20 protein-coding genes and 1 tRNA gene are annotated in these 21,267 nt (G+C 65.9%); 13 read left to right on the top strand and 8 right to left on the bottom strand.

The features are described 5' to 3' along the window. Positions 1-65 precede the first annotated feature (65 nt). Positions 66-152 (bottom strand) — tRNA-Leu (locus CHX26_RS03970). A 109-nt stretch (positions 153-261) separates the two neighbouring features. Next, on the bottom strand, positions 262-1,251 hold the full coding sequence (locus CHX26_RS03975; protein WP_233997263.1) for an MJ0042-type zinc finger domain-containing protein: 990 nt from the start codon (positions 1,249-1,251) through the stop codon (positions 262-264). A 142-nt stretch (positions 1,252-1,393) separates the two neighbouring features. On the opposite strand from CHX26_RS03975, the gene ftsE reads away from it, so the two are divergent. The 4 genes from ftsE to CHX26_RS03995 are packed head-to-tail and all read left to right on the top strand — an operon-like array spanning position 1,394 to position 4,322. Then, positions 1,394-2,134, top strand: a complete 741-nt coding sequence (gene ftsE, locus CHX26_RS03980) for a cell division ATP-binding protein FtsE (protein ID WP_104941256.1) — start codon at positions 1,394-1,396, stop codon at positions 2,132-2,134. Continuing rightward, positions 2,131-3,087, top strand: a complete 957-nt coding sequence (locus CHX26_RS03985; RefSeq protein ID WP_104941257.1) for a cell division protein FtsX — start codon at positions 2,131-2,133, stop codon at positions 3,085-3,087. Before ftsE ends, CHX26_RS03985 begins: the two co-directional genes overlap by 4 nt. 9 nt (positions 3,088-3,096) lie before the next feature. Beyond that, positions 3,097-3,627 carry a YdcF family protein gene (locus CHX26_RS03990; protein ID WP_104941258.1) on the top strand — a complete coding sequence of 177 codons (531 nt, stop codon included), beginning with the start codon at positions 3,097-3,099 and terminating at the stop codon, positions 3,625-3,627. Then, positions 3,624-4,322, top strand: coding sequence for a lysophospholipid acyltransferase family protein (locus CHX26_RS03995; protein ID WP_233997264.1), 699 nt, complete (start codon positions 3,624-3,626; stop codon positions 4,320-4,322). Before CHX26_RS03990 ends, CHX26_RS03995 begins: the two co-directional genes overlap by 4 nt. A gap of 159 nt (positions 4,323-4,481) precedes the next feature. Here CHX26_RS03995 and CHX26_RS04000 read toward each other — a convergent pair whose 3' ends face one another. Both CHX26_RS04000 and hisC read right to left on the bottom strand, forming a co-directional pair. Continuing rightward, complete coding sequence (locus CHX26_RS04000) at positions 4,482-5,390, bottom strand: prephenate/arogenate dehydrogenase family protein (RefSeq protein WP_104941259.1); 909 nt, start codon at positions 5,388-5,390, stop codon at positions 4,482-4,484. After that, positions 5,387-6,484, bottom strand: coding sequence for a histidinol-phosphate transaminase (gene hisC, locus CHX26_RS04005; protein ID WP_104941260.1), 1,098 nt, complete (start codon positions 6,482-6,484; stop codon positions 5,387-5,389). Before hisC ends, CHX26_RS04000 begins: the two co-directional genes overlap by 4 nt. A 107-nt stretch (positions 6,485-6,591) precedes the next feature. Between hisC and metX the strand changes: the two genes are divergently transcribed. Both metX and metW read left to right on the top strand, forming a co-directional pair. Next, positions 6,592-7,692 carry a homoserine O-acetyltransferase MetX gene (gene metX / locus CHX26_RS04010; protein ID WP_104941261.1) on the top strand — a complete coding sequence of 367 codons (1,101 nt, stop codon included), beginning with the start codon at positions 6,592-6,594 and terminating at the stop codon, positions 7,690-7,692. Beyond that, positions 7,692-8,306 (top strand): methionine biosynthesis protein MetW, encoded by a 615-nt coding sequence (metW, locus tag CHX26_RS04015; protein ID WP_104941262.1) that lies wholly within the window; start codon positions 7,692-7,694, stop codon positions 8,304-8,306. Before metX ends, metW begins: the two co-directional genes overlap by 1 nt. Before the next feature lie 139 nt (positions 8,307-8,445). Here metW and CHX26_RS04020 read toward each other — a convergent pair whose 3' ends face one another. Continuing rightward, the gene (locus CHX26_RS04020) at positions 8,446-8,835 is read right to left on the bottom strand and encodes a VOC family protein (RefSeq protein ID WP_104941263.1); all 390 of its coding nucleotides are present in this window, start codon (positions 8,833-8,835) and stop codon (positions 8,446-8,448) included. Between the two features lie 111 nt (positions 8,836-8,946). Here CHX26_RS04020 and CHX26_RS04025 point away from each other — a divergent pair, with 111 nt between their 5' ends. The 4 genes from CHX26_RS04025 (at position 8,947) to CHX26_RS04040 (ending at position 12,913) form a co-directional block, all read left to right on the top strand. After that, a complete protein-coding gene (locus CHX26_RS04025; protein WP_146107642.1) occupies positions 8,947-9,306 on the top strand; it encodes a hypothetical protein in 360 nt (119 codons plus the stop codon). Between the two features lie 67 nt (positions 9,307-9,373). Continuing rightward, positions 9,374-10,042, top strand: a complete 669-nt coding sequence (locus CHX26_RS04030; RefSeq protein WP_104941265.1) for a glutathione S-transferase family protein — start codon at positions 9,374-9,376, stop codon at positions 10,040-10,042. A 141-nt stretch (positions 10,043-10,183) separates the two neighbouring features. After that, the gene (gene msrB, locus CHX26_RS04035; protein ID WP_104941266.1) at positions 10,184-10,591 is read left to right on the top strand and encodes a peptide-methionine (R)-S-oxide reductase MsrB; all 408 of its coding nucleotides are present in this window, start codon (positions 10,184-10,186) and stop codon (positions 10,589-10,591) included. A gap of 120 nt (positions 10,592-10,711) precedes the next feature. Then, a complete protein-coding gene (locus CHX26_RS04040) occupies positions 10,712-12,913 on the top strand; it encodes a transglycosylase domain-containing protein (protein ID WP_104943247.1) in 2,202 nt (733 codons plus the stop codon). 64 nt (positions 12,914-12,977) lie between these two features. Here the strand turns inward: CHX26_RS04040 and CHX26_RS04045 are convergent, their stop codons facing one another. The 3 genes from CHX26_RS04045 to hflK form a co-directional block, all read right to left on the bottom strand. Next, positions 12,978-14,504, bottom strand: a complete 1,527-nt coding sequence (locus tag CHX26_RS04045) for a DegQ family serine endoprotease (protein WP_104941267.1) — start codon at positions 14,502-14,504, stop codon at positions 12,978-12,980. A 182-nt stretch (positions 14,505-14,686) separates the two neighbouring features. Beyond that, positions 14,687-15,532 (bottom strand): protease modulator HflC, encoded by an 846-nt coding sequence (gene hflC / locus CHX26_RS04050; RefSeq protein WP_104941268.1) that lies wholly within the window; start codon positions 15,530-15,532, stop codon positions 14,687-14,689. 4 nt (positions 15,533-15,536) lie between these two features. Further along, positions 15,537-16,625, bottom strand: coding sequence for a protease modulator HflK (hflK, locus tag CHX26_RS04055; RefSeq protein ID WP_104941269.1), 1,089 nt, complete (start codon positions 16,623-16,625; stop codon positions 15,537-15,539). Positions 16,626-16,803: 178 nt separating this feature from the next. Between hflK and CHX26_RS04060 the strand changes: the two genes are divergently transcribed. From CHX26_RS04060 to hemH, 3 genes are all read left to right on the top strand, one after another. After that, a complete protein-coding gene (locus CHX26_RS04060; RefSeq protein ID WP_104941270.1) occupies positions 16,804-17,808 on the top strand; it encodes an Mrp/NBP35 family ATP-binding protein in 1,005 nt (334 codons plus the stop codon). A gap of 3 nt (positions 17,809-17,811) precedes the next feature. After that, positions 17,812-20,097, top strand: coding sequence for a molybdopterin cofactor-binding domain-containing protein (locus CHX26_RS04065; protein WP_104941271.1), 2,286 nt, complete (start codon positions 17,812-17,814; stop codon positions 20,095-20,097). Between the two features lie 79 nt (positions 20,098-20,176). Continuing rightward, a complete protein-coding gene (gene hemH, locus CHX26_RS04070) occupies positions 20,177-21,211 on the top strand; it encodes a ferrochelatase (protein ID WP_104941272.1) in 1,035 nt (344 codons plus the stop codon). Positions 21,212-21,267 lie beyond the last annotated feature (56 nt).

The raw sequence follows: 21,267 nt of genomic DNA on the forward strand, positions 1-21,267 counted from the left end.
ATGGCCCCCCAGTGGGAGGAAAGTCCCGCTCCGACCGATCGTCTGCTGTCAGGATACCGGAAAAGTGGTGCGGTCGAGAAGACTCGAACTTCCACGGGCTTTCGCCCACAACGACCTCAACGTTGCGCGTCTACCAGTTCCGCCACGACCGCACTCGGGGTTTGTCGGAGCAGCCAAAGCGCTGGCCCCGCGGTAGGAGCGCGCCACTAGCAAGGGGTTTGACGCCGCGCAAGCTCTTTGACGCAAGCGTCTAAAAGCAGCCTATCCGGGCGCCCAGCCAAGGTCGGCAACGGCCGCGCCGGGGGGAATGTCGGTGATTGCTTCGGTGACAGTGACGGTCTCGCCCGGGGCAAGGCTGCGCTTGGCGGGGGTCACCGGCCAGTCACCGATATTGCGTTCGCGCGCGTCGCTGAACACCACCAGCAAATTGGGAACCTCGCGCGTTTCGGGGGCGGTGTTGGTGATCGTGCCGCGCACCCGGAAAATGGTCTCCCCGTTCTCCAGCGTTTCCTTGCGCTGCTGCGACTTGGGGAAATCGAGCTCCAGTCCAGGCTCGCCAATGCCGAAAGTGGGGCGGGCGATCGGCACCCAATCCGGCAGGCCGTAGTAATTCACGGCAACGATGGTTCCGGTCGCCAGCGCCGCGAACAGTGCCGCGGCCAGCGTCCACATCTTGAGCGTGTTGCGCCGCCGCGTGAAGGGCGCCCGGTAATCGAACTGCGATGCGCCCTCATCATCGGCATCCGCACCATCATCGTCATCGAAGGGAGGATCGGCCTCGGCTTGGTCGAAGGCGGGCAGACCGGTGGGCGGGCTGGCGGGCGGGTCGCTGGTAACCGGCGCGGGCGATCCGGCATCGGCCTGCTGGCCCAGTCCCCGGCGCAGCGCGCGGGCCGCAAGCGAACCTTCGTCCACCGGCGCTGGATCAGCATCCGGCGTACGCCAATGGCTGACCGATGGCCCTGCGTTCTCAGGTTCGGGCTCAGGTTCGGGCCGAGGTGCTGGCGGTGCCGGCGGAGGTGGCGCGGGCGGAGCTGCCGCCGACGGAGGCGGAGCGGTCGGTTGAGCCGCAACCGGAACGGGCGCAGGCGAGGCCAGTTCCGTTTCCGGCGGTTCCTGAAACCAGCTGTGCTTGCACTTGGCGCAGCGCACGGTCCTGCCCTCGCTGCCGATGGCAGCATCGGGGACTGCATAGCGGGTGCCGCAAGCTGGGCAGGCGATGATCATGACAGTAAATGCAATAGTCTTCACGCACCCTTGCACAAGAGCAGGTGCGCCGGGGGCGGCCATTTACCCGCTGTTTTCCACATTGCGGGGCAAATCTCGGCCATTCTGCACCTTTGGACGCGATGTTCGGCTTTTCCCTTTGATGCCGCGCTGATAGGTGCCGGGCATGAACGACCGCCTTGATGGACAGGTGAAATTCGACAATGTCGGGCTGCGCTACGGCACCGATCCCGAAGTGCTGAGCAATCTCAGCTTCACGCTCTATCCCGGCAGTTTCTACTTCCTTACCGGGGCAAGCGGCGCGGGCAAGACCAGCCTGCTGAAGCTGCTCTACCTTGCTCAGCGGCCATCGCGCGGGGCGATCCGGATGTTCGGACAGGATCTTGTCACCATGCCGCGCGAACGCCTGCCGGAACTGCGGCGGCGGCTGGGCGTGGTGTTCCAGAACTTCCGTCTGGTCCCGCATCTGACTGCTTTCGACAATGTCGCCCTGCCGCTGCGGCTTGCCGGGACTGACGAGAAAAAGGCGACCAAGGCCGTCGGCGACATGCTCGACTGGGTGGGCCTGTCGCACCGCGCGCACGCGATCCCGGCGACCATGTCGGGCGGCGAACAGCAACGCGTCGCCATCGCCCGCGCGGTGATTGCCCGGCCCCGGATGCTGATTGCCGACGAGCCGACCGGCAATGTCGATCCCGATATGGCGCTGAAACTGCTGCGCTTGTTCGAGGCGCTGAACCACCGGGTCGGCACGACCGTGGTGGTGGCGACCCACGATGTCCACCTTCTCAAGAAAGTCCCGGATTCGCTGATCATGCGGCTGAACAAGGGCCAGCTTTCCGATCCCACCGGCGCGCTGCGCTATCCCCCGCGTCCGATCGGGCCTGCCGGAGACGCTGGCGCATGAGCACGCCGCCGCCGCTTGCCGCCGCGCCTGAGGGTGTGGAGACCGAGGCTGCCCCCGAAGCGGGGGTAACAGGCCGTCGCCGCTCGGCCGCACGGCTGCTGCCTCCGGCGCGTCTTGCCAGCCCGATCCCCTGGGTGATCGCCATCCTGATCGCGCTGGTGGTGATCGCCGCGGCCGGAGGGCTGGCGCTGCGCAATCTCACGGCCACCGCCCGCGCCGATCTGGCAACCGCGGTAAGCGTGCAGGTGATCGAGCCCAATCCCGATCTGCGCGCCGCACGCGGCGCGGCCGCCGTCAAGGTGCTGACCGCGCTCGACGGGGTGAAGTCCGTCCGGCAGGTGCCAGAAGCGGAACTTGCTGCAATGCTCGAACCCTGGCTGGGCGAGGGCGTGTCCGGCAGCGAAGTGCCGATCCCGGCGCTGATCGACGTGGAGCTCAGCGGCAAGGCGGGGCCGCAGCAGATTGCCCGGATCGAGGCCGCGCTCGCCGCCGAGGTGCCGGGCGCGCGGGTCGATGCACAGGGCGATTTCCTGCGCCCGGTCTATGGCGCGCTGGCGGCGCTGCAATGGCTGGCGCTGGGTCTTGTCGCGCTGGTTGCGCTGGCGACTGCGGCGGCGGTGTGGCTGGCGACGCGCAACGCCTTTGCCGGAGCGCGCGAGACAGTCGAGATCATGCATCTGCTTGGCGCCACCGCGCGCCAGATCGCCGTGGTGTTCCTGCGCGATGTGCTGCGCGAGGCGGCGCTGGGCGCGGTGCTTGGTGCGCTGACGGGGGCGGGCGCGGTGTGGCTGCTCGGCCAGCAATTCGCCGCGCTCGATAGCGGCATGACGGGCGGCGGCACCTTGCTGCTGGGCGATTGGCTGGTGATCGCCACCATTCCGGTCGCTGCGGTGATGCTGGCGCTGGCAACGGCCCGGATCACCATTGCGCTTGCCCTCAAGGACATGCTCTAGGGCGCAACGATGATCCGGCGTGTGTTCTCTGTGATGTTTCTGGTCTGGGCGATCGGCTTCCTGTGGTTTGCGGTTGCCTTGCCCAAGCCGGCCGGTGACGCGGCCACCGATGCGGTGATTGTCCCCACTGGCGGGCCGGGGCGGATCGCGCGGGGCCTGGAGGTGCTCGATCAGGGATGGGCGGACAAGATGCTGGTCAGCGGTGTCGATCGCGAGGTGCGACCGCAGGAATTCGCGGCAGAATTTGCCGTCGAGCCTGAGCGGATGGCCTGTTGTGTCACGCTCGGCTTTGCGGCGGTTGATACCCGTTCCAATGCAGCCGAAACCGCCAAGTGGGTGGCGCAGAACGAAGTGCGCTCGCTGCGGCTGGTGACGACCGACTGGCATATGCGCCGGGCCGCTGGCGAGCTTGACCGAACGCTGCCCGATCACGTCACGGTGATTCGCGATGCGGTGCCTTCGCAGCCTGATCTCGGCACGCTGTTCCTTGAATATCACAAGCTGATCGCCAGCCGTGCGGCGGGACTGGCGGAGCTTTGAGCTGGCTGATCGCCGCCCTGCGCTCGCTTGCGTTCTATGTGCTGTTCTATGTCGGCTCGGCGCTGCTGGTCGTGGCCTCGGTGGTGGCGGTGACAGCAAGGCGCGGCTGGCTGCGCGGGATCGTGGGGCGCTGGGGTGCCTGGCACCTGTGGTGCGTGGAAAACGTGCTGGGGATCGAGGTGGTGCTTGAAGGGTCTCTGCCGCAGGGCCCGGTGCTGATCGCGGTCAAGCATGAGGCCTTCTTCGAGGCGATCGATACGCCGCGGCTGTTCGCCTACCCCGCCGTGTTCGCTAAGCAGGAACTGTTCCGGATTCCGGGCTGGGGCTATTCGGCGGTGGTCTATGGGTTGATCCCGGTGGCGCGCGAGGAAGGCGCCAAGACCTTGCGGCAGATGCTGGCGCTGGCAAAGGAGCGGGTGGAACAGGGCCGGCCGCTGGTGATCTTCCCCGAAGGCACCCGCGTCGCGCACGGTACGCGCCCGCCGCTGCAGGCGGGGTTTGCAGGCCTCTACAAGCTGCTCAAGCTGCCGGTGGTGCCGATTGCGGTGGATAGCGGACGGCTCTACCACCACGTCGTGAAGCGCCCGGGCCGGATCACCTACAAGGTCGGCGAGACGATCCCTGCTGGCCTGCCCCGTGAGGAGGTCGAGGCGCGGGTTCACGCTGCGATCAATGTGCTGAACGGGCAGGGTTGATCCGCGATCCAACGCCCCTTGGATTGAGGTCGCTTTCAGACCCTGCCAGGGCCCTGCCTGATCTGCCTCAGCCCTGCCTTAGACCCCCGTCAGCCCCTCTCAGACCCCCTCCAGAGGTGTGTTGAAGCCGGGGTTTCACGTGAAACATCGGCTGGCGTGTTATGCCCCGTGTTCGCGGCCGAAGTCGGGGCGTTCGTCGTCCTGCCCTTGCTCGATCACCTGACGGCGGATGGCGCGGGTGCGGGTGAAGAGGTCGAACAGGGTGTCCCCGTCGCCCGAACGGATCGCCCGTTGAAGCGCGGTGAGATCCTCGGTGAAACGGCCCAGCATCTCCAGCACCGCCCCCTTGTTGGTGAGGAACACGTCGCGCCACATCACCGGATCGGAGGCGGCGATGCGGGTGAAATCGCGGAAACCCCCGGCGGAGTACTTGATCACCTCGCTCTGGGTGACGTCCTCCAGATCGCTCGCGGTGCCGACGATGGTGTAGGCGATAAGGTGCGGGATGTGACTGGTGACGGCCAGCACCAGATCGTGGTGCGCGGCGTCCATCAACTCGACCTTGGAGCCGAGCTGCGTCCAGAAGTCCGAAAGCGTTTCAAGCGCCGCGGGGTCTACGCCTTCGGGCGGGGTGATGATGCACCAGCGGCCCGCGAACAGCGTGGCAAAGCCCGCTTCCGGCCCGCTCTGCTCGGTCCCGGCGACGGGGTGGGCGGGGATGATGCAGGCCTCGGGCAGCGCCTGCTTCAGTGCGGCGGCGACCGCCTCTTTCGAGGAGCCGACATCGCTGATGATGGCATCAGGCTTGAGGCCGGGCGCGATGGCCCGCGCCGCATCGCCCATCGCGCCGACAGGGACGCACAGGATCACGAGGTCGGCATTGGCCACGGCGGCCTCGGGGGTGTCGTGGACGGCCCCCACCAGCCCGCGCGCCGCCGCCCTTGCGCGCACGGCAGGGTCGCGGTCCCAGCCGGTGGTGGCGATGTGCGGTGCGCGTGCCTTGGTGGCGAGCCCGATCGAGCCGCCGAGCAGGCCGAGGCCGATGATGGCGAGGCGCTGGATCGTCATGCCGCCTCTCCGCACAATTGCCGAAGGGTGGCGATGACGTCGGAGGTCGCCTCGGTGGTGCCGATGGTGATGCGGAGGCTGTTCGGGAGGCCCTGACTGGGCAGGTGGCGCACGGCATAGCCCGTCTCGGACAGCGCCTCGAGCGCGTGCGCGGCGGTCACCGCGCCTTCGAAATGCACGAGCAGGAAGTTCGCCTCGCTGGGACTCGCCGAGATGCCGTGGTTGCCAAGTGCCGCGATGGCCTCGACGAGACGGGCGCGTTCGCGGGTGTTGTGCTCACGGGTGGCGGTAACGAAGGTCTGGTCGCCCAAGGCCGCCAGCGCCGCCTTCTGCCCGCTGACCGAGACGTTGAACGCGCCCCGCAGCCGGTTGACGAGGTCGACGAGGTGGGCCGCGCCGGTGACCCACCCGACCCGCTCCGAGGCAAGGCCGTAGGCCTTGGAGAAGGTGCGGCTGACGAGCACGTTCTCGTGCGCGGCGGCGAGCTGGAAGGCGGCGGACTGGAAGGCCGGGTCGACATATTCCCCGTAAGCCTCGTCCACCACCAGCAGCACGTCGGACGGGAGCCCGGCATGGAGACGGGCGACTTCGGAGGGGGGCAGGAAAGTGCCGACGGGGTTGTTGGGATTATCGAGAAGAACCACTTTGGTTCGTTCGGTGACAGCCGCAAGCAGGTTGTCGACGCTGGCGCCGTAGCCCTCCGGCTCGGCGAACACCGGGGTCGCGCCGACCTTCTGGGCCAGCAGCGGGTAGAGCGAGAAGGAATAGCGCGACGCCAGCACCTCGTCCCCCGGCCCGCACAAGGCCTGCACCGCGCAGTGCAGCAACTCGCCCGAGCCGGTGCCGCAGACGATGCGATCGGGATCGAGCCCGTGGATCTCGGCGATCGCCACACGCAGGCCCCGCGCATCGGGATCGGGATAGTCGGCTGCGACATGACCCTCAGCCAGCGCGGCCAGAGCCGCGGGGCTGGAGCCCAACGGGTTCTCGTTCGCCGACAGCTTCACCAGCGGCTTGCCCGAAGCCGACTTCGACTTGCCGGGGACATAGGCGTGGATTGCGGCGATCCAGGGTTTGGGTTCGGGTCTACTCATGCGAGTGGCGCGATAGCCAGTTTGGCCTTGCGAATACAGCGCGAAAACGCGAGGCCTGCGGGGAGCGATTGACATGGGCGGGGGGCTACCCCAAGTCGCGGGCCACGATGAACGCTGCTCCGCCTGTTTCTCCGGTCTACCGCCTCCCCCACCCCCTGCCGCTCGACAGCGGACAGGCGCTGGATGGCTGCGAGATCGCCTACGAGGCCTATGGCACGCTCGCCGATGACAAGAGCAACGCCGTGCTGGTGTGCCATGCGCTGACCGGCGACCAGTATCTCGCCAGCCCCCACCCGATCACCGGCAAGCCGGGCTGGTGGGAACGGATGGTCGGTCCGGGCAAGCCGATCGACACGAACCGCCATTTCGTGATCTGCGCCAATGTTATCGGCTCTTGCATGGGGTCGAGCGGCCCCGCCAGTCTCGCCCCCGACGGTCAGCCCTACGCCATGCGGTTCCCTGTCATTACCATCCGCGACATGGTGCGCGGGCTGGTGGCGCTGCTGGATGGGCTTGGGATTGCAAAGCTTCACGCTGTCGTCGGCGGGTCGATGGGTGGGATGCAGGCGCTCAGCCTCGCCGCCAATTGGCCTGAACGCGCCGCGCGGGTTCTGGTGATTGCCTCGACCGCGCGTCACTCCGCACAGAATATCGCCTTCCACGAAGTCGGGCGGCAGGCGATCATGGCCGATCCCGCTTGGGCTGGTGGCGATTACTACGCCAGCGAAGCCAAGCCCGACAACGGCCTCGCCGTGGCGCGGATGGCGGCGCATATCACTTACCTGTCGGAAGCGGGCCTGACCGAGAAGTTCGGCCGGCGCTTGCAGGACCGCGAGGCGAAGGGCTTCAACTTCGATGCCGAGTTTCAGGTGGAAAGCTACCTCAGGTATCAGGGCAGCGGCTTCACCCGGCGGTTTGATGCGAACAGCTACCTCTACATCACCCGCGCGATGGATTACTTCGATATCGCCGAGGAGCACGGCGGAAAGCTGGCGGACGCCTTCGCGGGGACCCAGGCGCGGTTCTGCCTTGTCAGCTTCGATACCGACTGGCTCTATCCGACCAGCGAGAGCCGCCACATTGTCCACGCACTGAATGCGGCGGGGGCGAAGGTGAGTTTCGTGGAACTCTCAGCGCCGCACGGGCATGACAGCTTTCTGCTCGAACACGATCAGCTGGACCGGGTGGTGAAGGGGTTTGTCGAGTGATGCTATTGCATACGCCCGCCACAACGTTTGGCCTTCGACCCGATCTTGCGGCGATTGCCTCGCACGTAAAGTTCGGATCGCGCGTTCTCGACATTGGGTGTGGGGATGGCGCCTTGATGGACGCGCTGCAAACGCAGATGGGCTGCGATGCGCGCGGGATGGAGCTGGACGGCGAACAGGTCGAACGCTGCGTGTCGCGTGGGCTCAGCGTGGTGCAGGGTGATGCGAACCTCGACCTTGCCAACTACCCCGACAAGGCGTTCGATTACGCGATCCTCAGCCAGACGCTCCAGACCGCGACCCGACCCGATCTGATGCTTGATGAGCTGCTGCGGGTGGGGCGGCGGGCGTTTGTCTCGTTCCCCAACTTCGCCCATTGGCGCACGCGCATGGCGCTGCTGCTGGGTGGCCGGATGCCGGTGACTCGCGCGCTGCCGGTGAGCTGGTACGCAACGCAGAACATCCACCACGTCACGGTTGAGGACTTCCGCGACCTGGCGCGGATGAAGGGCGCGACCATCGAGCGCGCGTGGTTCTTCTCGGGCGAAAAACAGATCGGCGCGCCAGCCGCTAACTGGCGCGCCGAATTCGCAGTGTTCGAATTGAGCAGGTGATTGGCGGTCACGCTAGCGCGCGACGCAGACCTCCCGCCCCGCCTCCCCACCCGGCCGCCATAACATAGTGGTACTTTTGGTGGCCGGGTGGGGAGGCGGGGCGGGGGGTCCGAGGGGTCACGCCAGTGTCCCCTTCACATCAAGCCCTATGCAGCATGCACAGCTTGTGGCCATCGAGATCCAGCACATAGCCGAGGTTCAGCGTGCCCATCGGCCCGACGCGCGGACCCGGCGGGTCTTCGATCGACTTGCCGCCCGCAGCCACAGCCGCATCGTGGAACGCCTGCACCTGCTCCAGCGAATCGCAGGCAAAGCCGATGGTCGAGCCATTGGCGCACGTCGCGGGCTGATCATTGATCGGCTCGCTGATCGAGAACATCCCGCCATTGTGCATCCAGAACGCGCGCTTGTGGCCGGTGGCGGCGACGTTGATCATCCCCGGCCCGGCGCCGAGCGTGGCGAGCACGGTGTCGTAGAACGCCTTGGCGCGATCGAAGTCGCTGGTGCCGATCATGATGTGACTGAACATTTTTCTAGCTCTCCTCTCATCGGAAGGGTTGCGGATTAGGACGGATTTACCCGCGCGGCAATGTGCATTTCCGGTAGCCACAGGTTCATCTGGCAGGGCATACAGGGTGCCATGCCGACATTGATCCTTGCTGCGGCGCTGCTGCTTCAGGCCGTCTCCGCTCAGCCATCCGCCGAAGCGCCTGTGATCTCGCAGGAGAACCGTGCGTTGCTGCGTTGCGCGGCGGCTTTTGCTCTGGTGAGCGCAGGTCAGGCACGCGGAGAGGCAGACGCCAGCCGCTGGCCGACGCTGGGCCTGCGCGGACGCGAATTCTTCGTGCGGGCGCTGGCGCAGTTGATGGACGCGACCCAGCTTGACCGGGATGGTATCGCCGCACTTGCCGAGGCCGAGGCCCGGGCGCTGTCCGCCAACGGCGATGTCGGCAAGATCATGCCCTCGTGCCTGCTGATGCTCGAAGCATCGGGGGTTTGATTACTCCCCGGTTACTGGTGCGCGGTGCTGGATTTGCCGCGCGAATTGCGGCACAGATCGCAGCCGTATGTGGCACCTCCATCAGTTTCCGCTTTGCCCCTTCAGCCGCAAGATCCGGCTGCTGTTGAGCGAAAAGAACATCCCCTTCGAACTTGTGCGCGAAGACCCTTGGGCCGCGTCGGACATGTTTTTCAATCTCAACCCGGCCGGGCGCACCCCGGTTATCGTCAACCAGGACAGGAACATCGTCATCCCCGATAGCCGCGCGATCGCGGAGTATTTCGAGGAGACGGTGGACCGCAATCCGATGATCAACGGCACTGCTGCCCAGCGCGCCGAGATCCGCCGGCTGGTGGCGCTGTTCGACGAGAATTTCTACGCCGATGTCACCGCGCCATTGCTGTCCGAACGCATGAAGAAGCGTATCCTGCGCCAGCCCCCCGACAGCGGTGCATTGAGAAACGCGATGAAGATGGCGCACGGGCATCTCGACTATCTCGACTGGCTGATCGACAACCGCCCGTGGGTGGCGGGATCGACCATGAGCCTTGCGGACCTCGCAGCGGCGGCGCAGATCTCGGTTGCGGATTACCTCGGCGGGATCGACTGGGCGGGGCATGAGCAAGCGCGCGGCTGGTATGCCGTATTCAAGAGCCGCCCGAGCTTCCGCCCGCTGCTCACGGAGCGGATGGATGTGATCAAGCCGCCCGCGCATTACGCGCTGCTGGATGGGTAGGAGTCTTTTGTGTTCCGCGTCGCCTCCGCGATGCGAAATCCTCGCTCATGCGACCTGAAGGTCGCGTCGCTGCGGGCGGCCAGTCGGCCTTGCGGATTGCCTGCGGCAATCCGATAATCGCTCTGATTGGAGAGATAGTCTATGATCGAGGATCCCCGCACCATCACCGACGCCGAGTGGCGCGAGAAGCTTACTCCGATGCAGTATCACATCCTGCGCGAGGCGGGGACCGAGCGCGCCTTCACCGGCGAATACGACAAGTTCTACGACGAGGGCGAATACCACTGCGCCGCCTGCGGTACGCAGCTGTTCTACTCGACCGCCAAGTATAACAGCGGCTGCGGCTGGCCGGCCTTTACCCGCCCCGCCACCGACGAAGTGATCGAGGAGCACCGCGACGTCAGCTATGGCATGATCCGTACCGAAGTGCGCTGCGGCAAGTGCGGCGGGCATCTCGGCCATGTCTTCCCAGACGGGCCGCGCGATCAGGGGGGCTTGCGCTATTGCATCAATTCCGCCGCGTTGATCTTCACCCCGACCGAAGATTGACAGACCCGGGCGCTGATCGGGGGAGAGCCGCGGGGTGGCGGGTTCACCGCCGGTTACAACTTGCCTATGCAAGGGCCGCTGCCCCACCTTTGGTCTGGTGGGCATCAGATGGACATCGGAATGTCGAAACGGGGTGAGCGTTTGCAGAAGAAAGGCGTGCGCGGGACGCGCCGGGCAGCAGCAGATCGGGCAACCGAAACGGCACGTGGCGGTTCCGGCGGTGACGGCGGCAAGCCGTCCTCTCGTCTGCGCCTGTGGGTCAAACGCGCCTTCATTTGGGGTGGAGCTCTGGCGCTGCTGGGCCTTGTGGTTCTTGCGGTTGCTGTTGCCATGGCCGCACAATCACTGCCGAGCTACGCCACGCTCAAGGCCAACCAGCCTGGCCAGACGATTGTCGTGCGCGCGCGTGACGGGCGCGAGATTGTCGAACTGGGGCCAAGCTTCGGCGAATGGCTCGATTACGACGATATCCCGGTGAACATGACCAACGCCATGATCGCGGTGGAGGACAAGCGGTTCCATTCGCACCTCGGCGTCGATCCCGTGCGTCTGACTGGCGCAATGATCGAGGGTGTCACCGGCTCGCGCGCGCGGCTTGGCGGCACCTCGACCATCACCCAGCAGCTGGCGCGCAACCTGTTCCTCAACAACAACCGCTCGCTTGACCGCAAGGCGCGCGAGGCGGTTCTGGCGATGGCGCTCGAATGGAAGTTCTCCAAGCAGGAGATTCTCGAGCTCTATCTCAACAAGGTCTATTTCGGCGGCGGCGCCTATGGCATTGATTCCGCCTCCCGCAAGTTCTTCAGCCACCCCGCCACCGAACTCAGCGTGGGCGAAGCAGCCATCATTGCCGGCCTTGTGAAGGCGCCTAGCCACTATTCTCCTACCGCCGATGCCGATGCTGCCGTCGAGCGCGCTCAGGTGGTGCTGAGGCTGATGCGCGAACAGGGCTATATCACCGCCGACCAAGCGATGGTCGATGTCAGCGCGGTGCAGTTGAAGGAAAAGGCGGGCCAGAACTCGGTGCGGTATTTCACCGACTGGGTCCTGCCCCAGCTCGATATCATCCTGCCTGAAACCTACGAGCCGATTGAGGTGTGGACGACACTCGACATCGGGATGCAGCGCGCCGCGACCGCCGCGATCGAGGCCAACACCCCCAAGGGCGCGCAGGGTGCGCTGGTCAGCCTTGACCGTGACGGGGCGATCCTCGCGCTGGTGGGCGGCACGGATTATGTCGCCAGCAATTTCAACCGCGCCACGACCGCCATGCGCCAGCCGGGTTCGGCGTGGAAGCTGTTCGTCTATCTTGCCGCGCTTGAGGCCGGCTACACGCCCGAAGATAAGGTGGTGGATACACCCGTCACCATCGACGGGTGGAGCCCGCGCAATGCCAATGGCCGCAATGTCGGCGAAACCGATGTGCGCACTGCCTTCGCCTATTCGATCAACACCGTCGCGGCACAACTCGGTAATGAGGTGGGGTTTGGCACGGTCGCATCGATGGCACGGCGGTTCGGGATCAATTCGGAAGTGGACACCTACCCCTCGATGGTGCTCGGCTCCTCCGAAGTGCGGGTGATCGAGATGACGCAAGCCTTCGCCGGGGTGGCCGCCAAGGGCGTGCCGGTGGAGCCTTACGGCATCACCAAGGTGACAGGCGCGAGCGGTGATGTGCTCTACCGCCGCGAGGCACCCAATCGTCCGCAGCAGGTGCCTGATTATGTGGTGGCCGGGATCACCGATCTGCTGCAGGCCGCAGTGCAGACCGGCACGGGGCGCGCGGCGCAGATCGGGCGGCCCGTGGCGGGCAAGACCGGAACCACGTCGTCGAACAAGGATGGCTGGTTTATCGGCTTTTCCTCCGGCATCACCACCGGCGTGTGGATGGGGCGCGACGATGCCAAGGCGGTTCCCGGCCTGCAAGGCGGACGCGCACCCGCGCAGGCCTTTGCCGCCTACATGCGCTACGCGGTCAAGGATCGCCCGGTCGAGGAATTCGATGTCACGCTTGAACTGCCCGAGTGGCAGCTTGAGCCGGACGAGGAAGCCTTGTTCGGCAGTCCGGACGATTATTACTACATTGATGAACAGGGCAACCTGATCGAACCGGGTCGGCGCGACCCTGGCAGTGATCCGTTGGGGAGCGACGGTGAGCGCGCGGGCTCTGCGCCGCCGGCGGCCAGCGTGGACTTTCTCGAACAGGCAACCGGCGGGGCATTGCCCCAAACCCCCCGACCGCCGCGCCGCGCCGCCGCCGCCGCCTCAGCAGCAAGCGATCAAGCCGGGCGACGAATAGAGCGGTTTCCGTATCGCCAATGATCGAAACGAAAGGGCGCCGGAATTGCTTCCGGCGCCCTTCGTGTCTGGCAATGTAGCGAGGCGATCAGCGCAGCCGCACCGGAACGAAGGCGGGCGGCGCCGTGCGGCGCTGGATGCGCAGCAGAATTGCCTCGCGCTTCTCGGCGATGGCAGCATTGACCTGTCCCAGCAGCGCTTCGACCGTGGCGACATCCTGATAATTGGCCGACAGAATGATGTCGCCGCGACGCAGACCCTTGCGGGCGGCGTCCGAATTGGGATCGACCGCCGCGATCACGACGCCGCTGGTATCGGCCGGCACGCCGAGCGAACGGGCGATCTGCGGGGTCATCGGCATGACCTGCATCCCGAGCTTCTGCTCGATCGTCTGATCCGACGAACCGGGTGCCATCGGTTCTTCCGCGTCCGGATCGAAGGTCTGCGCCTGTTGCTGCAACTCCGCCTCGCTCGGACGTTTGCCGAGGGTGACATTGATCGCCAGCCTCTTGCCGTCACGCAGCACTTCGACCGGCACCTTGGCGCCCGGTTGCAGATTGGCGACGAGGAAGCTGACGGTCTGATCGGAGGAGACATCCTTGCCGTTGACCTTGGTCACGACATCGCCGGCCTTGATCCCGGCCTTGCCTGCGGGGCTTGTCTCCTCGACCGATTGCACCAGCTCGCCGCGGCGCTTGGGCAGGCCGAGCGAGGCAGCGAAATCCTCGTCGATCGGCTGCAGGCGCACGCCCAGATAGCCGCGCTCGATCTCGCGTCCGGCCTTGAGCTGCTCGACGATCGGCGCAGCGATTTCGGCGGGGATGGCAAAGCCGATCCCGACGCTGCCGCCCGAGGGCGAGAAGATCGCGTTGTTGATGCCGATCACATTGCCGCGCATGTCGAACAACGGCCCGCCGGAGTTGCCCTTGTTGATGCTGGCATCGGTCTGGATGAAGCGGTCATAGGCGCCGCCCTGGCCGGTGTTGCGGTACACTGCCGAGATGATCCCGCTGGTCACGGTGCCGCCAAGGCCGAAGGGGTTGCCGATCGCCACCACCCAGTCGCCCACGCGCGCCGCGCTCGAATCGCCGAAGGTGACGAAGGGGAAGGTCTTGTTCGCCTTGATCTTGAGCACCGCAAGGTCGGACTGCGGATCCGCGCCGATCAGGTCGGCTTCGTACTCCGTCCCGTCGGGCAGAGTGACGGTGATCGATTCCAGCTTGGCCCGGTTATCCGGTGAAACGACGTGGTTGTTGGTCACCACAAAGCCATCGGCCGAGATGATGAAGCCCGAACCCAGCGACTGCGCCTCGCGGGTCTGGGGCTGTCCGCCGCCACGGCGGTTGAACAATTCGGCAAAGGGCGTGCCCGCAAAGGGGTTGTTCTGCACTTCGATGCGCTGGCGCGTGGCGATGTTGACCACGGCCGGTTGCAGCTGCGCGGTGAGATCGGCGAAGCTCGCCGGAGCGCCTGCAACCGGCACCACGCGATCCATCACTGCATCATCGTTCTGCGCCACCTGCGCGCCCAGCGGCGAGCCGGTGATCAGCGATACAGCCGCGCCGCCCACCAGCAGCGCGCTCGACAATCCGTATACATAGCGCACTTTGTTCACGTCCTTTTGGTCCTTATCCTTGAGAGGAATGCGCAAGGTTCCCGCAGCGTTCCTCAAAGCCATTGACGGGGCCGACCACATAGGCCGGGTTCAGTCCCCAAATGCCCTTCAGCGGGCTGAACGCGAATTGAACGCGACCGGCATTCGCCGTTGCCGGTCTGCGTTTGATCGATTGCGTCAGCCTACCGCTCGCCCTTGAACTGGCGGAAGTACTCACTGTCCTCTGACAAGACCATCGTGCTCTGCCCTTCGCCGGCAAGGAAGGTCTGCCGGTAGGACTGCATCGCACGGTAGAAGTCGTAGAACTTGGGATCCTTGCCATAGGCCTCGGCATAGATGCGCGCGGCTTCGGCCTGAGCTTCGGCCTGAATGATCTGCGCATCGCGCTGGCCGGCGGCACGGATCGTGGCGGCTTCTTCCTGACGGTCTGTCTCCATCCGGGTGAAGGCAGCGTCGAGCGGACGGCCTTCGGGCAGGTCGGCTGCCTTGATGCGCACATCCAGCACCTGCGCGCCGTAATTGCGAGCCTGCTTGTCAAGCGCGGCGGTGATATTGGCCATCGCCGTCCCGCGCTCGGCATTGATCAGTGCCGAAAACGGCCGCCGCCCGAGCTCCTGCCGCAGCACCGAGGTAAGGATCGGGAGCAGCTGCGCTTCGAGCTGGCGTTCGCTTCCTGCACGTTCGACGAGCTTCACCGGATCGATGATGCGATAGCGCGCATAGGCATCGACCTGGAGGCGCTGCTGATCGTTGGAGAGCACCTGGGTGCGCTCCATGTCGAGATCGAGCACCCGGCGATCGATCATCTGCACCTGTTCGACGAAGGGCAGACGGAACTGGATGCCCGCCCCGGTCTGGCCATAGGGTACGTCCGGCTTGAACTTGTTGAAGACCCGCACCGGCTTACCGGTGAAGATCACCACGCCCTGATGGGTTTCAGGCACGATCACCACGCTCGAAAGAAGGGCGATTACCACCACGACTGCGCCGACGATTAGCACCTTGGCGTTCTGAAACAGACTGGTCATGGCCTTATTCCCCCTGTCCGGACTGCGGGGCGCGGCGCTTCATTTCGGGAAGCGGCAGATAGGGCAGCACATTGCCGGATTCGACGATGGTCTTGTCGGTCTTCGACAGGATCGCCTCCATGGTCTCGTAATAGAGGCGGCGGCGCGTCACTTCGGGCGCGAGCCGGTACTCCGCGTAGATGTCGTTGAATTCCCGTGCATCACCTTGCGCGCGGGCCAGCACCTGCTGGGCCACGGCGCGCGACCGGTTGATCGCCGCGTCGGCATCCTGCTGCGCCGAGGAAACGTCCTTGAAGGCTTCCTCCACCCGGCCTGGCGGATCGACCTTGTTGATTTCGATCCCCTGCACCGAAATCCCCGAACGATAGGCATCAAGCCGCGCCTGCATCCGTTCGCGCACGTCCTGTTCGATTTCCGCACGGCCCGCGCCGGTCAGCACCGTATCGAGGTTCTGCCGCGCGACTGCCCCGCGCATCGCCGCCTCGCCGATTTCCAGCAGGGCGTTACGCGGATCGTTGAGCTGATACTTGTAGAGCGTCAGGTCGGAGATGTTCCAGCGGATCAGGTAGCTGAGATCGACAAGGTTCTGGTCGCCGGTCAGGATCAGCTTTTCGGTGTTGGTGCCGGGGATCTCTTCCGAGCGGATCTGGGTCACGTTTTCCTTTTCGACCATCTGGATCGGCCAGGGCGCGGTCCAGTTCGTCCCCGAATCGAGCGTGGTCGAGTACTTGCCGCCGAACCACGTCACCACGGCCTGTTCGCCGGGCTGGACAAAGTGGACACTGGTCACGGCAATCCAAATCGCCGCGACACCGCCGATGATCACTGGCACCCAGCTCTTGCCGCCGGGGCGTTCAGGCAGGCGAAAGCCACCGCCCGGGCCGCCACCGCCGCGGCGCGGGCCTTCGGGGCCGCGGTTCTTGAAGATGTCTTCGATGCTGGCCGAGCGCCGCTTGCCGGGCTCGCCACCGCCGCCGGGCAGCCATGGGTTGCGCGGGCCACCGCCGCTTCCGCCCGCGTCGCCATCTCCCGAAGCGCCGCGGTCACCGGGATCGTCGCCGCCGCCGCCCCAGGGGTTGTTCTTGCCAGCCATGGCGAGCCCGCGAGAGGCTCTGCCAAGACGTTCTTTCCAGCCGTCCAGTCTCTGCATTCCCACGTTATAGGCACGCGATCTCACGAAAAACAGGGGTTGGCTTCGCTAATTTCATGGCTAGGGATGGCCGCAAGACCCCGGAAGCCGCCGCTGCCGCTTCCGGCGAGGACAAAAGGCCATGACGACCGATCCGGAACAACGGGCGCAGGAACGTGCGCGGCAGGCGGAGCTGATTCGCCAATACCTTCCCCCGCAACTTGATGCGCGCGTACAATCGGCGCGGATCATTTCCGGCCGGGTGGTGGTGGTAGCCGAGGCCGGTGATGTCGCCACCGCTGATCGCCCCGCGCTCGAAGCGGAGTTCAAGGCCGCGCTGGCCAATGTACCGGGCGCGCAGGATGTGCGTATCGCGCTGACCGGCGAACGGCGCCGCATCCGTCTGATCGCAATTGGATCGGGCAAGGGCGGGGTCGGCAAGTCGACCGTGACCACCAATCTCGCCGTCGCGCTTGCGAGAATGGGGCGCAAGGTCGGCGTGGTTGATGGTGATATCTACGGCCCCTCCCAGCCGAAACTGCTCGCCACCGAAGGCCAGAAGCCGATGGTGGAAGGTGACAAGCTGGTCCCGCTCGAAAGCCGCCACGGCGTGAAGGTTCTCTCGATCGGTCACATCGTCGCGCCCGGCAAGGCGCTGGCGTGGCGCGGGCCGATGACCGGGAAGGCGCTGAGCCAGCTGATCGATGCGGCTTGGGATGACACCGAAATCCTGCTCATCGACCTGCCACCCGGCACCGGTGACGTGCAGCTTTCGATGCTGTCCGATCATCGCCCGGATGGCGCCGTGCTGGTGTCGACCCCGCAGGATCTCGCTTTGATCGACGCTGCGCGTGCAGGGCAGATGTTCGATCAGGGCAAGGTGCCGATCATCGGTCTGGTCGAGAACATGGCAGGCTATGAATGCCCCCATTGCGGCGAGGTCAGCGATCCCTTCGGTCAGGGCGGGGTCGAACGCTTTGCCGCGGCGCTCGAAATCCCGTTCCTCGGTCGTATCCCGCTGACCATCACGACCCGCACCGCCGGGGACGCGGGCAACCCGCCTGCTGCCGGGGACGGGCCGGAAGCCCTGCCCTTCACCGCAATCGCGACGCGGCTTGACCACTGGCTCGATACCGGGACGATTTAGGCGATGGCACTGACCCGGCGCGGCATTCTGGCCGGAGCGGCGGCGGGCGGAGGCTTGCTGGTCGCATGGTGGCTGATGCCGCGCAGCTATAGCACCCCGCTGGTCGCGGCCAAGGGCGAGCATATCTTCGGCGCATGGCTCAAGATTGCCAATGATGGTGTCGTGACGGTTGCCGTACCGCAGCTGGAGATGGGGCAGGGCATTACCACCTTGCTGCCGCAGATCGTTGCTTACGAACTGGGCGCCGACTGGCGGCAGATCGCGGTCGAGCCTGCGCCGGTTTCGGGTGCCTATGGCAATGTGCCGCTGGCGCGCAAATGGATCGCGCTGTGGGATCCCAGCTTTGCCGGGCTGTCAGACCGCACCGATGCGATGATGGCGGCGCGCTTTGCCGGAAGCCAGCGGTTCAACGCGACGGCGGCAGGCACCGCGATAGAGGCCTATGAAATGCCTTGTCGCGAGGCCGCTGCCGCAGCGCGGGCGATGCTGGCGCAGGAAGCTGCCTCGCGCTGGGGCGTCGCCTGGGAGGAATGCGAGGTCGAGGGTGGTTTCGTCACCAATGGCACCAACCGCGCCACCTTTGGCGAACTGGCCGAGGGCGCGGCAGATTACACCCCGCCCGACCCGCCGCCGCTGCGCACCGAGCCTCCGCGTGAAAAGCCGCTGCCGGCCGAGGTCGACGCAGCGCCTGCCTTCCCCCGGCTCGATCTGCCGTCCAAGGTCGATGGTTCGTTCCGCTTTGCCGGAGACGTGCGCCTGCCGGGGATGGTGTTCGCCTCGATCCGCCACGGGCCGGAGAGCGACTCCGAACTCGCCGGCTTCGACCGCAACGGCGCTGCCGGGATACGCGGGCTTAGGGGGATCGTCGAAAGCAAGCGCTGGCTCGCGGTCGCCGCTGATACCTGGTGGAGCGCCGAGACTGCGCTTGAGGCGATGAAGCCGAAATGGACGACCGGCGCGCCGGTTGGCAGCAACGAGATCGCCGCCAAGCTCGATACGCTTCTGACTGGCGGCGCGGCGTTCACGATCGCCGAGACCGGGTTCGGCGGCGAGGCCTTGAAGCGGGTCGATATCGGGCGGCGATATGAGGTCGAACCGGCCTATGCCGTCCCGGTCGAAACCGCCACGGCAGCGGCACGGTTCGTGGATGGGCGGCTTGATCTGTGGATCGCCAGTCAGGCGCCTGAACAGGCCCGCATCGCTGCGGCCCGCGCCATCGGCATCGCAACCGAGGATGTGGCGCTCTACCCCATGCCCGCCGGGGGCAGTTTCGATGCGCGGCTCGAGCATGATCACGCCATCGAGATCGCGCTGATCGCAAAGGAGCTGGACAGGCCGGTGCAACTCACCTGGCCGCGCCGTGACGAACTGATCCGCTCGCGCCCGCGCCCGCCTGCCTGGCTGCTGCTGGGTGCGCAGCTGGCCAAGGCCGGGGCCGGGGGCGAAGGGGGCGCGATCGATGCGATGCGTATCCGTATCGCCACGCCGCCGGCGGCCCGCGAATTCGGCAGGCGGCTGTTCGGCAATCTCACCCCTGCCGCCGCGATCCGAGAAACCGCGGGCGAGCCCGATCCCCTCGCCTGCGAGGGCGCGGTGCCGCCTTATCAGCTGCCTGCGGTGCTGGTGGAACACGTGCCGGTCGATATCGGGCTGTCGGTGGGGCGGGTGCGGGGCAATGCGCACGGGCCGGCGATTTTCGCGATCGAGAGCTTCATCGATGAAATCGCGGCCAAGAACGGCCGTGAGCCGCTGTCCTTCCGCATGGCGATGCTGGGAGGCGACGTGCGACTTGCCGCGTGTCTCCAGCGCGCAGCACAGCTGGCCGGATGGGATGGCGGGGTCGATCAGAGTGGACAGGGTCTTGCCTGCGCACGGATCGGCGACGGGCCGGAGGCTGCGCGCATCGCCTGTGTCGCCACCGCGCGGCAGGGCGAGGGTGGGGTGCGCGTCACCCGCTTGACGGCGGCCGTCGACATCGGGCGGATCATCAATCACGACATCGCGCTCCAGCAGATCGAGGGCGGGCTGGTGTTCGGCATGGGCATTGCGCTCGGCAATCCCGTCAAGCTGCGCGGCGGGCTTCCCGAAAACACCGACTATGCGGGGCTTGGTTTGCCGCTGATGGCTGATTGCCCCGAGATGCGGATCGAATTCCTCGCCAGCGAAGCCCCGCCTGCCGATCCGGGGGAGCTTGGCGCCGTGGTTGCCCCGCCAGCGATTGCCAACGCGCTGTTTTCCGCTACGGGGTTGCGGTTGAGACGCTTGCCCCTACTTTCGGACGGCATATGACCCGGACATTTTTGCCACATGACGCCCGGGCAATCGGATGCGCCCGGAAACGAATGCTCTGCCAACCGTTAGGCGGGCTATGACCTGGCAGACCCAGCGCCTTCCGGGCGACCACCCCCCCGTTTCCAGCGGCAAGATCGGCGTTTTGCTGATCAACCTCGGCACGCCCGACGGGCCAGACCCTGAATCGGTCAAGCGTTACCTCAAGCAATTCCTGTCCGACACGCGGGTGGTGGAGATCCCGCCGATTGCCTGGCAACTGATCCTGCGCGGGATCATCCTCAACACCCGTCCCCAGAAAAGCGCGAAAGCCTATCAGAAGATCTGGACGGAACGCGGCTCACCGCTGGCGGACATCACCGCGCGTCAGGCCGAGGCCATGGTGGGGCGCTTTGGCGAGAATGTGCAGGTCGATTGGGCAATGCGTTACGGCAATCCCTCGATCGAATCGCGTCTCACCGCGCTGATGGCCGATGGCTGCGACCGCATTCTGATTGCGCCGATGTATCCGCAATATTGCGCCGCGACGACCGCGACCGTGTTCGACGAGATCGCCCGCGTGCTGAAGAAGATGCGCTGGCAGCCCGCGCTTCGGTTCGTGCCGCCCTATCATGATGATCCCGGCTATATCGCCGCGCTCGCCGATGACCTGACCCGGCAGGCGCGTGCGCTGACCTTCAAGCCTGAGGTGATGCTGCTCAGCTTCCACGGGATGCCGCAGCAGACGCTGGAAAAGGGCGATCCCTATTATTGCCACTGCATGAAGACCGCGCGCCTGCTGCGCGAGGAGCTTGCGCGCCGCCCGGAGTTTGAAGGCGTCAGGTTCGAAACCACCTTCCAATCGCGCTTTGGCCCGGCGGCGTGGCTCGAACCTTCCACCGATGCGACCCTGATGGCCGAGGGCGACAAGGGCACCAAGCGGCTGGTCGTCGCCGCGCCAGGCTTTGCCGCGGACTGCGTCGAAACGCTGGAGGAACTGGCACTGGAGGGCCGCGACGAATTCATGGAGCATGGCGGGGAGGAATATGCTGTGCTCGATTGCCTCAATACATCGGACGATGGCCTCGCGATGATCGACGCGATGCTGCGGCGCGAGCTTTCAGGGTGGATTTGACGCGGGCGGTTGTTTACACCAAAGTCAGTTGCGAATCCGAACCTTCACCGGAGCAT

This window comes from Porphyrobacter sp. HT-58-2 (genome assembly GCF_002952215.1).
Taxonomy (GTDB): Bacteria; Pseudomonadota; Alphaproteobacteria; order Sphingomonadales; family Sphingomonadaceae; genus Erythrobacter.

What these genes read in the sequence shown, in the direction of transcription:
- CHX26_RS04025 (WP_146107642.1), top strand. Translation starts at nt 8,947, where the DNA reads ATGCCGACATTGATCCTTGCTGCGGCGCTGCTGCTTCAGGCCGTCTCC.
- CHX26_RS04040 (WP_104943247.1), top strand. Translation starts at nt 10,712, where the DNA reads ATGTCGAAACGGGGTGAGCGTTTGCAGAAGAAAGGCGTGCGCGGGACG.
- metX (WP_104941261.1), top strand. Translation starts at nt 6,592, where the DNA reads ATGAACGCTGCTCCGCCTGTTTCTCCGGTCTACCGCCTCCCCCACCCC.
- hemH (WP_104941272.1), top strand. Translation starts at nt 20,177, where the DNA reads ATGACCTGGCAGACCCAGCGCCTTCCGGGCGACCACCCCCCCGTTTCC.
- metW (WP_104941262.1), top strand. Translation starts at nt 7,692, where the DNA reads ATGCTATTGCATACGCCCGCCACAACGTTTGGCCTTCGACCCGATCTT.
- hflK (WP_104941269.1), bottom strand. Translation starts at nt 16,625, where the DNA reads ATGGCTGGCAAGAACAACCCCTGGGGCGGCGGCGGCGACGATCCCGGT.
- CHX26_RS03985 (WP_104941257.1), top strand. Translation starts at nt 2,131, where the DNA reads ATGAGCACGCCGCCGCCGCTTGCCGCCGCGCCTGAGGGTGTGGAGACC.
- CHX26_RS04065 (WP_104941271.1), top strand. Translation starts at nt 17,812, where the DNA reads ATGGCACTGACCCGGCGCGGCATTCTGGCCGGAGCGGCGGCGGGCGGA.
- CHX26_RS03990 (WP_104941258.1), top strand. Translation starts at nt 3,097, where the DNA reads ATGATCCGGCGTGTGTTCTCTGTGATGTTTCTGGTCTGGGCGATCGGC.
- CHX26_RS04060 (WP_104941270.1), top strand. Translation starts at nt 16,804, where the DNA reads ATGACGACCGATCCGGAACAACGGGCGCAGGAACGTGCGCGGCAGGCG.
- CHX26_RS04000 (WP_104941259.1), bottom strand. Translation starts at nt 5,390, where the DNA reads ATGACGATCCAGCGCCTCGCCATCATCGGCCTCGGCCTGCTCGGCGGC.
- hflC (WP_104941268.1), bottom strand. Translation starts at nt 15,532, where the DNA reads ATGACCAGTCTGTTTCAGAACGCCAAGGTGCTAATCGTCGGCGCAGTC.
- msrB (WP_104941266.1), top strand. Translation starts at nt 10,184, where the DNA reads ATGATCGAGGATCCCCGCACCATCACCGACGCCGAGTGGCGCGAGAAG.
- CHX26_RS04020 (WP_104941263.1), bottom strand. Translation starts at nt 8,835, where the DNA reads ATGTTCAGTCACATCATGATCGGCACCAGCGACTTCGATCGCGCCAAG.
- ftsE (WP_104941256.1), top strand. Translation starts at nt 1,394, where the DNA reads ATGAACGACCGCCTTGATGGACAGGTGAAATTCGACAATGTCGGGCTG.
- CHX26_RS04030 (WP_104941265.1), top strand. Translation starts at nt 9,374, where the DNA reads ATGTGGCACCTCCATCAGTTTCCGCTTTGCCCCTTCAGCCGCAAGATC.
- hisC (WP_104941260.1), bottom strand. Translation starts at nt 6,484, where the DNA reads ATGAGTAGACCCGAACCCAAACCCTGGATCGCCGCAATCCACGCCTAT.